The organism is Pseudomonas sp. FYR_5, from assembly GCF_043106315.1.
GTDB lineage: Bacteria > Pseudomonadota > Gammaproteobacteria > Pseudomonadales > Pseudomonadaceae > Aquipseudomonas > Aquipseudomonas putida_Y.
In genome coordinates, this window is record NZ_JBICMK010000108.1 from 1 (window position 1) to 9,434 (window position 9,434).

Annotated in this window: 9 protein-coding genes; 5 read left to right on the forward strand and 4 right to left on the reverse strand. The window is 62.9% G+C overall.

All coding sequences use genetic code 11. From position 1 onward, the window contains the following. Entirely contained in the window at nt 1-768 is a 768-nt protein-coding gene (locus ACF8RA_RS23140; RefSeq protein ID WP_176685758.1) for a class III extradiol ring-cleavage dioxygenase, read from the reverse strand. Nucleotides 769-869: 101 nt separating this feature from the next. Between ACF8RA_RS23140 and ACF8RA_RS23145 the strand changes: the two genes are divergently transcribed. Further along, nucleotides 870-1,520 carry a thiopurine S-methyltransferase gene (locus ACF8RA_RS23145; protein ID WP_392515023.1) on the forward strand — a complete coding sequence of 217 codons (651 nt, stop codon included), beginning with the start codon at nt 870-872 and terminating at the stop codon, nt 1,518-1,520. Nucleotides 1,521-1,698: 178 nt separating this feature from the next. On the opposite strand, the gene htpX is transcribed toward ACF8RA_RS23145, so the two are convergent. Together htpX and ACF8RA_RS23155 are read right to left on the reverse strand one after the other, a co-directional pair. Then, on the reverse strand, nt 1,699-2,586 hold the full coding sequence (gene htpX, locus ACF8RA_RS23150; RefSeq protein WP_010952899.1) for a protease HtpX: 888 nt from the start codon (nt 2,584-2,586) through the stop codon (nt 1,699-1,701). A gap of 514 nt (nt 2,587-3,100) precedes the next feature. Then, nucleotides 3,101-4,312, reverse strand: coding sequence for a pyridoxal phosphate-dependent aminotransferase (locus ACF8RA_RS23155; RefSeq protein WP_003247100.1), 1,212 nt, complete (start codon nt 4,310-4,312; stop codon nt 3,101-3,103). A 167-nt stretch (nt 4,313-4,479) separates the two neighbouring features. On the opposite strand from ACF8RA_RS23155, the gene msrB reads away from it, so the two are divergent. Together msrB and ACF8RA_RS23165 are read left to right on the forward strand one after the other, a co-directional pair. After that, the gene (gene msrB, locus ACF8RA_RS23160) at nt 4,480-4,875 is read left to right on the forward strand and encodes a peptide-methionine (R)-S-oxide reductase MsrB (RefSeq protein ID WP_176685760.1); all 396 of its coding nucleotides are present in this window, start codon (nt 4,480-4,482) and stop codon (nt 4,873-4,875) included. A gap of 13 nt (nt 4,876-4,888) precedes the next feature. Continuing rightward, a complete protein-coding gene (locus ACF8RA_RS23165; protein ID WP_176685761.1) occupies nt 4,889-5,377 on the forward strand; it encodes a glutathione peroxidase in 489 nt (162 codons plus the stop codon). On the opposite strand, the gene ACF8RA_RS23170 is transcribed toward ACF8RA_RS23165, so the two are convergent. Continuing rightward, nucleotides 5,367-7,724, reverse strand: a complete 2,358-nt coding sequence (locus tag ACF8RA_RS23170; protein WP_176685762.1) for a response regulator — start codon at nt 7,722-7,724, stop codon at nt 5,367-5,369. The two genes, ACF8RA_RS23165 and ACF8RA_RS23170, sit on opposite strands and share 11 nt — an antisense overlap. Nucleotides 7,725-7,927: 203 nt before the next feature. On the opposite strand from ACF8RA_RS23170, the gene ACF8RA_RS23175 reads away from it, so the two are divergent. Together ACF8RA_RS23175 and ACF8RA_RS23180 are read left to right on the forward strand one after the other, a co-directional pair. Then, nucleotides 7,928-8,815, forward strand: a complete 888-nt coding sequence (locus ACF8RA_RS23175) for an ATP-binding protein (protein ID WP_176685763.1) — start codon at nt 7,928-7,930, stop codon at nt 8,813-8,815. Beyond that, nucleotides 8,816-9,298 (forward strand): GAF domain-containing protein, encoded by a 483-nt coding sequence (locus ACF8RA_RS23180; RefSeq protein ID WP_176685764.1) that lies wholly within the window; start codon nt 8,816-8,818, stop codon nt 9,296-9,298. Nucleotides 9,299-9,434: the final 136 nt, after the last annotated feature.

Consider the following 9,434-nt stretch of genomic DNA (forward strand, 5'->3'; position numbering starts at 1 on the left):
TCAGTCGAACCGATAGATGTCCATCCCCAGCGCGCCCAGGGTAAACCCCTGATGCACCACGCCGAACTTGCTCCCGGCCCCGAGGGCAAAGAACAGCGGCAGCAAATGCTCATCACTGGGATGGTTGCGCAGCGCAAACGGCGCCTGCTGCCGGTAATCCAGCAACGCCGCCTGGTCATCCTCCTGCAGTCGGTCTACCACCCAATCCCTGAACGCCATCGCCCACGGCTCGATCACATCCGGCCCCGCATGCCAGTCCAGCTCACCCAGGTTGTGGGTAATGCTGCCCGAACCCATCAGCAGTACATCCTCGGCACGCAACCCCGCCAGTGCCTGGCCCACCTTCAGCTGCAGCGCCGGCCCCATGTGGCTGGGTAGTGAAACCTGCACCACGGGAATGCGCGCATCCGGGTACATCAGCGACAGCGGCACCCAGGCGCCATGGTCGAATGGGCGTTGCATATCCAGCCGCGCGGGTAACCCCGCAGCCTTCAATCGCTCGCTGACCTGGCCAGCAAGCCCGGGCTCGCCCGGCGCCGGGTACTGCACCGCATACAGGGCCGGTGGGAAGCCGTAGAAGTCGTGCCAGGTTTCGGGCTGTGCGCTGCCGGTGACCAGCAGCTCGCGGCTTTCCCAGTGTGCCGACACCACCACGATCGCTTTCGGCCGGGGCAGCGCGTTGGCCAATCCGGACAGTGCCGGCCCGCTGGCGCCGGGTTGCAGGGCAAGCATGGGGGAACCATGGGAAATGAACAGGCTGGGCAGCATGGCGGGGTCCTGAAGGTTAAGATGCAACCATCATCGATTAACTACAGATCGAAATCCAAACCAAGTTTTACCGACAAATCATCTAAAAATCGGGAGTGATCATGGAACCAGCGTTCTGGCAGCAGCGGTGGGCCGACAACCAGATCGGCTTTCACCAAGCGCAGGTGAACCCCTATCTGCAGACGTATTGGCCACAGTTGCAGTTGGCGCCCGGCAGCCGCGTGCTGGTGCCGTTGTGCGGCAAGAGCCTGGACTTGGCCTGGCTGGCAGGGCAGGGCCATCGCGTATTGGGTGTGGAGCTGTCGCGGCGGGCGGTGGAGGATTTTTTCCGTGAGCACGGGCTTGAGGCCGAAGTGCGGCAGCAGGGCGCATTCGAGGTTTGGCGCAGTGGAGATGTACAGCTGTGGTGTGGCGATTTCTTTGCCTTGCGAGCAGAAGATGTCGCTGACTGTGCGGGGCTGTATGACCGGGCGGCGGTGATTGCGCTGCCGTTGCAGATGCGTGGGCGGTATATGCAGCTGTTGTCGGGTTTGCTGCCGGCGAATTGCCGTGGGTTGGTGGTGACGCTGGAGTATGACCAGTCGTTGTTGGCCGGACCGCCGTTTTCGGTCGGGGATGAAGAGCTAAGAAAGGGGTTTGCGGGGTGGCAGGTGGAGCAGCTGGAGGCCGTGGAGGTGATTGAGGAGAGCCCGAAGTTCATGCAGGCCGGGGCGTTGAGCTTGTTGGAGCGGGTGTACCGGCTCGGCCAGTAAGCAGGTAGGGCAGGCTGCCCCGGCCCATGTGGGAGCGGGCGCGCCCGCGAAACAGGCGACGCGGTAGAAGGCACCGGCTTTGCCGGTGTTCGCGGGCGCGCCCGCTCCCACAGAAGGCTGCGTAAGGCCGGGAATAAAAAAGGGCGACCGAAGTCGCCCTTTGTTTTTATCAGGTGAATCAGCCGCGCTGACGCAGGGCCTCGATGCGGTCTTCCAGCGGTGGGTGGCTCATCAGCAACCCGGCCAGGCCGTGCTTGAGGCCGCCATTGATGCCGAAGGCCTTCATGGTGTCAGGCATGTGCACTGGCAGGCCTTGTTCCACGCGCAGGCGCTGCAGGGCGCCGATCATCGCCGCAGTACCGGCCAGTTGCGCACCGGCTTCGTCGGCGCGGAATTCGCGGCGGCGCGAGAACCACATCACGATCATGCTGGCCAGGATGCCAAGGATCAGCTCGGCAACGATGGTTGCGACATAGTAGGCAATGCCTTGGCCCTCTTCGTTCTTGAAGATCACCTTGTCGACAAAGTTGCCGATGATGCGTGCAAAGAACATCACGAAGGTGTTCACCACGCCCTGCACCAGCGCCAGGGTGACCATGTCGCCGTTGGCAACGTGGCCGATCTCGTGGGCCAGTACCGCACGCACTTCATCGGGCGAGAAGCGCTCCAGCAGGCCCTGAGACACCGCTACCAGCGCGTCGTTGCGGTTCCAGCCGGTGGCGAAGGCGTTGGCCTCGTATGCCGGGAAGATACCCACTTCGGGCATTTTGATGCCCGCTTCGCGAGACAGCTCTTCGACCGTTTGCAGCAGCCACTGTTCGTGGCGGGTGCGCGGTTGGCTGATGATCTGGGTGCCGGTGGTCATCTTCGCCATCCACTTGGAGATGAACAGCGAGACGAGGGAGCCGGCAAAGCCGAACACGGCGCAGAACACCAGCAGGCTGCTGAGGTTCAGGTCGACCCCGTTGGCGGCCATGAACCCGTTGAAACCGAACAGGCTCAGGGTAATGCTTGCAACCAGCACCACCGCGAGGTTGGTGGCTACAAACAACAGAATGCGCATCATGGTTGTTACGTTCTCCTGACGGATGAGTTGTCGCTTACTGCGGGGTATATAAGGGGCCTGCCGCGCCGATTCAATCGGGGGACTATTTCAAACTGTGTACGGCGGAGTATGGCAGAGGATGGCCTGCGGGCTGTGGGATAGAGCGTTGCAGGATGTAAGAAACATTCGGCTTGGGGGCTGCGTCATGGCTGCTGGGTGTTTGCCGCAAGTGGTGTGGCGCCTGTGAGATCGAGCGCCGCCCGCGCGGCGCTTCGCGGGTAAACCCGCTCCTACGTTTGTTTCGGGCCAATTATGCCTGTGGGATTTGCGCGCGAACGCCCTGGCGCATGGCTCGATATCGCGTCGTACAAACAAGGCGATCGCGCGCGCCTGGCACAGGATGGACTGGCCCGAAACAAACGTAGGAGCGGGTTTACCCGCGAAGCGCCGCGCGGGCGGCGCTCGATCTACGCCCCACCATCAACCTTTCGTCGAACCCCTCGTCGAAACTCTCGTCGTCGCCCCCCGTCGAACCCTACTGCGAATAACCCTTAAGGAAATTGCCGATCCGGCCAATTGCCGCTTCCAGGTCATCCACCCGTGGCAAGGTCACCACGCGGAAGTGGTCCGGCCACGGCCAGTTGAACGCCGTCCCTTGTACGATCAGCAGCTTCTCCGACAGCAGCAGGTCAAGGGCGAACTTCTCGTCGTTGAGGATCGGGCAAACCTTCGGGTCGATCCGCGGGAACGCATACAGCGCGCCCATCGGCTTCACGCAGCTGACACCGGGGATGTCGTTGAGCAGTTCGTAGGTGCGGTTGCGCTGCTCCAGCAGGCGCCCCGGTGGCAGCACCAGGTCGTTGATGCTCTGGTAGCCGCCCAGCGCAGTCTGGATGGCATGCTGGGCCGGCACGTTGGCGCACAGGCGCATGTTGGCCAGCATGTCGATGCCTTCGATGTAGCTGTGTGCGTGGTGCTTGGGCCCGGAGATGATCAGCCAGCCGGAACGGAAACCCGCCACCCGGTACGACTTGGACAAGCCGTTGAAGGTCAGGCACAGCAGGTCCGGGGCCAGCGAGGCGGTGCTGATGTGCACGGCTTCGTCGTACAGGATCTTGTCGTAGATCTCGTCGGAGAACACCACCAGGTTGTGTTGGCGGGCCAGTTCCAGCATGCCCAGCAGCAGTTCTTTGGAGTAGACGGCGCCGGTCGGGTTGTTCGGGTTGATGATCACCAGCGCCTTGGTGTTCGGGGTGATCTTGGCCTTGATGTCCTCGAGGTCAGGGAACCAGTCGGCCTGCTCGTCGCACAGGTAGTGCACCGGCTTGCCGCCGGCCAGGCTCACGGCGGCTGTCCACAGCGGGTAGTCGGGGGCCGGGATCAGCACTTCGTCGCCGTTGTTGAGCAGCGCCTGCATCGACATGACGATCAGCTCGGACACACCATTACCCAGGTAGATGTCCTCGATGGTGACGCCTTCGATTTCCTTCTGCTGGCAGTACTGCATCACCGCCTTGCGGGCGCTGAACAGGCCTTTGGAGTCGCTGTAGCCCTGGGCGGTAGGCAGGTTGCGGATCACATCCTGCAGGATTTCATCAGGCGCCTCGAAGCCAAACGGCGCCGGGTTGCCGATGTTCAGCTTGAGGATGCGGTGGCCTTCCTCCTCCAGGCGTTTGGCGTGCTTGAGCACTGGGCCGCGAATGTCGTAGCAGACATTGGCGAGCTTGTTCGATTTGCTGAACTGCATGATGGGATCCCGATTGAGAAAACGCGCTACGCCCCGCCGAAAGGTTTGAAAGGGCAGGAAGCGGGTGCCAGACTGAACGCCTGGCACACGAAGCCGACTAATATACGTGCCACCCGCGCCCCGGAAAAGACGGTGTGGGGTGAAATTCAGCCTGCCGAGGTCCCTACATGAAAAAGATCGAAAGAACCCTGGACGAATGGCGGTCGATGCTCGACCCCGAGCAGTACCAGGTATGCCGCCTCAAGGGCACCGAGCGGCCATTCAGCGGCAAGTACAACAGCGAGCGCCGCGATGGCATCTACCATTGCATCTGCTGCGGCCTGGCGCTGTTCGATGCGCAGACCAAGTTCGACGCCGGCTGCGGCTGGCCGAGCTTCTACGCGCCGATCGAGGACAGTGCGATGATCGAGATCCGCGACACATCCCACGGCATGATTCGCACCGAAGTCACCTGCGCCCGTTGCGATGCGCACCTGGGGCATGTGTTCCCTGACGGCCCACCACCGACCGGTCTGCGCTACTGCATCAATTCGGTGTGCATCGACCTTCGTCCGCGCGACTGACCGGAGCCCGATCATGGCTGCAACGATGCTGAACATACCCTGCGTGACCCTTGGTGGCGAGCACAAGACGCTCGGCGACTTCCCGGGCAAGGTGCTGTTGGTGGTCAATACTGCCAGCCAGTGCGGTTTTACCCCACAGTACAAGGGCCTGGAGCAACTGTGGCAGGCCTACCGCGACCGTGGCCTGGTGGTACTGGGCTTTCCGTGCAACCAGTTCGGCAAGCAGGAACCTGGCGATGCACGGGAAATTGCGCAGTTCTGCGAGCGTAATTTCGGCGTGACTTTCCCGCTGTTTCGCAAGGTCGAGGTCAACGGCCCGGGCGCTCACCCTCTGTTCGTCGAACTCAAGCGGCGCGGCCCGGGCATTCTGGGTAGCCAGAAGATCAAATGGAACTTCACCAAGTTTCTGGTCGACCCGGCCAGTGGCCAGGTCAAGCGCTATGCCCCCACCACCAAGCCACAGGCTCTGGAGGCGGACATCGAGCGTTTGCTCAGCCGCTGAAGGGTACCCAGTGGTCGACCAGGGCCAGTAGCTCTTCGCGGCGGAATGGCTTGGCCAGGTAGTCGTTCATGCCCGCCGCCCGGCAGCGTTCGCGCTCTTCGGGCATCGCGTTGGCAGTGAGGGCGACGATTGGCAACGCGGGCCAGCGGCCGCTTTGGCGGATACGCCGGCTGGCCTCGTAGCCATCCATCACCGGCATGTTGCAGTCCATCAGCACCAGGTCGAATTCCTCACGCTCCAGCAGCTCAAGGGCCTCCGCGCCCTGGGTGGCCAGTTGCACCTGGCAGCCGAGCTTGGCCAGCATGCCCTTGGCCACCAGCTGGTTCACCGGGTTGTCCTCTACCAGCAGAATCCTCGCACGGCCTTGCTCCTGGGTAATGGCCGGGATGGCCAGCGGGTGTTCGGGCTCATGGCCTTGCAAGGTGCGGCGCAGGGTCTGGTACAGGGCGTTGCGTGCCAATGGCCGGGCCAACTGGTGCAGCGGGGCCAAGGCCAAGGACTGCTCGTTGGGCAGGAAGTTGCCGTAGGCAGTCACCAGCAGAATCGGGGTATTCAATGCCGGGCGCAGCTCGAACAGGTGCTCGACGTCGTCGGTGATCAACAGGTCGATCGCTCCGGCATCCAGCGTGGCGCAACTGTCATGGCGCTGGTAGGTCAGGCCCCAGGCGGGCAGCAAGTGCTGCAACAGTTCACTGAGCCCGCTGCCGGCTGCGCTCAGTGCTGCCACGCGGCCATGCAAGGGCGCCGGCGGGATGGCTTCGGTGTGCACGGTCAACGGCAACTCGGCGGTAAAACAGCTGCCAAAGCCTGGCTCGGAGCGAATGTGCAGGTGGCCCTGCATGGCCTTGCACAGGTTGCGCGTCAGCGCCAGGCCCAGGCCGGTACCACCGTACTGGCGGGTGATGCCGGCACCGGCCTGGGTGAAGGGCTGGAAGATGCGCGCCTGGGCGTCTTCGGGGATGCCGATGCCGGTATCCCGTACCTCCAGACGCACACCGCCGACAATGGCCACCAAGCGCACATCGACGCGGCCAAAGCGGGTGAACTTCAGCGCGTTGGACAGCAGGTTGCTGACGATCTGCCGCACACGCGTGGGGTCGCCGAGCACGCTGCTGGGGAAGTCGCTGGCGATCAGGCAGGTCAGCTCCACGCTTTGCGCGGTGTTCTGCGACAGCAGGTTGGCGGTGTCTTCCACCATCGAGCCCATGTCGAACGCAATGCGTTCCAGTTCCAGTTGGCCGGCATCGAACTTGGACAAATCGAGAATATCGTTCAGCAGCTCTACCAGCACCTTGCCCGAGTCATGGGCGATCGCCAGTTGCTGGCGTTGCTCGCTGGGCAGCGGGTTGTCCAGTGCCAGGGCGATCATGCCGAGCATGCCGTTGAGCGGGGTGCGGATTTCGTGGCTCATGTTGGCCAGGAAGGCGGCGCGTGCCTGGGCCATGTCCAGCGCTCGGCTACGGGCTTGTTCCAGCTCCTGATTGGACAGGCTCAGGCTGCTGTTGCTGGCCTTGAGCTCGTTGGTGCGCGCCGACACGATGTCTTCCAGCTCGTTCAGATACTGGGTCAGACGGTTTTCCGCGGTGCGACGCTGTTCGATCTCGGTGGCCATGCTGACGAACTGCTGGTTGGCGACCTTCACCAGCACGCCGATTTCGTCATGCTCGTGTCCGTGTGGGCATTCCAGGCGAGTTTGCCGGGGTTTGCGCGGGTCGCTGCCGCTGAGTGCGCCGATCACCGTCACCAGCGGCTTGGTCAGCATCATGTAGAACAGCGCCAGCAGGATGCCGGTCAGCACCAGGCTGCGGGCAAAACCATTGAGCAGGGTGATGCCGGCACGGTCGAGAAAGCGGCTGCCGAAGGCGAAGGTGTCGATGTCCAGGTACAGGGTGCCCAGGTACTCCTCTGGCATGTGGGTCAGGTACAGGCGTTCCTTGAACTGGCGCTGCTCGCCGAACAGGAAGTCGCTGAGTGGCCGGTAGCGGTCCTGAAGCTTTGGCCGCTCGACATCGGCCAGTACCGTTTCGTTATTGTCGATCAGCCGTGCGCGGATGACGGCCGGCGACTGCAGCAGGCCGCGGGTCAGCTCCAGCGCCAGCTCCGAGTCGATGTTGTAGGCGATGCGCGAGGCCGGGTTTTGGCTGATTTGCAGCAACGCGCTCACTTCACGGTTGATGGACGCGTCTTCGCTGGCATAATCGATGCCGATCTGGATGAGACTGAGCAATGTTCCCAGGATGAAGCCGACCAGGACTGTCAACCGGGCTTGCTTGTATGACAGGCGATTGGTGAACTTGATATCCATGAGTCCCGAGCCGGTTTCCCGTTCCTTGCGCTGCGCAAGCATAGCCGAATAGCCCCGGCTGCTGGTGGGTCTGTCTGTTCATTTCAGTTGATCGCCAAGCGGGGGCCGCTTTGCGCCCCTTCGCGGGCTTGCCCGCTCCCACAGGTACAGCTTAGCCCCAGGCTGAACGCAGCCCTGTGGGAGCGGGCAAGCCCGCGAAGGGGCGCGCAGCGGCCCCCAAAAAACTGAAATTGTTAGGAGTCGTCATGGACGCTCGCTTGATCGCTTTTCTGGACCGCGCCGAATCGGTACTGGCGCGTCTTGAACCCCTGTTGCCGGCACAGCGCCCGCACATCGACTGGACCACCACACTGGCCGCGCGCTGGCAGCGTGATGGCCGCAGCGGCTACCTGCTGCCACTGGAGGTCAGCCTGGACATCCGTCTGACCGATCTGATCGGCGTCGACAAACAGCGCGACCAACTGGGCCGCAACACCCACCAGTTCATCAACGGCCTGCCAGCCAACCACGCGTTGCTGTGGGGCTCGCGCGGTACCGGCAAGTCGTCGCTGGTGCGTGCTTTGCTGGCCGAGCACGCCAGCGCCGGCCTGCGCCTGATCGAAATCGAGCGTGACCACCTGGCCGACCTGCCGCGGGTGGTCGAGCAGCTGCAGAAGCTGCCGCAACGTTTCATCCTGTTCTGCGACGACCTGTCGTTCGAAGCCGGGGAGGGCGATTACCGGGTGCTCAAGAGCGTGCTCGACGGCTCGCTGGAGCAGGCCCCGGACAACGTGCTGCTGTACGCCACCTCCAACCGCCGCCACCTGGTGCCCGAGAAGGAAAGCGACAACGAGAACTGGAAGCGTGTGGACGGCGAGCTGCACCCCAGCGAAGCGGTGGAGGACAAGATTGCCCTGTCTGACCGTTTTGGCCTGTGGCTGTCGTTCTATCCGTTCACTCAGGACCACTTCCTGAATGTTGTGGAACACTGGATTGGCCAGTTGGCACAACCTGCGGGCCTTGTGTGGCAACGCACCGAAGAACTCGACATCCTCGCCGTGCGCTGGGCCACCGGCCGCGGTAACCGTAATGGCCGTTGTGCCTATCAGTTCGCCCGCTATTGGGTCGGGCTGCAATTGCTGGAGCAAAAGTAAATGATCGACCTCAATGCCAGTGGCGCCGGCCTCGACGGCTACAATCTGCTGGCGGCGCAAGTGCAGGCGCTGTTCGCCGACGAGCGTGACTTCATCGCCAATGCCGCGCAGTTTTCGGCGTTTCTGTATAACCAGGTGGACGACCTGAACTGGGCGGGGTTCTACCTCAACCGCAACGAAGAGCTGGTGCTGGGCCCGTTCCAGGGCCAGGTGGCGTGTGTGCGCATTCCGTTCAGTAAAGGTGTGTGCGGGGCCGCGGCGGCAACGCGACAGACCCAGCGGGTCGAGGATGTACATGCATTCCCGGGCCACATTGCCTGTGACAGCGCCTCCAACAGCGAGCTGGTGATCCCGTTGGTGAAAGACGACAGGTTGATTGGCGTGCTGGATCTGGACAGCCCGACGGTGGGGCGGTTCAGCGAAGCGGACCAGGTGGGGCTGGAGCGGTTGGCGGCGATCTTTCTGGCGTTGACTGACTGCTGATCAGTGTTGCCTGTGCCGGCCTCTTCGCGGGTGAACCCGCTCCTACAACGGCCTGTGTCCAACCAGGGATGTGTGTCCACCCCGGTGTAGGAGCGGGTTTACCCGCGAATACGGTGGTGGCTGCAACGATGAATGC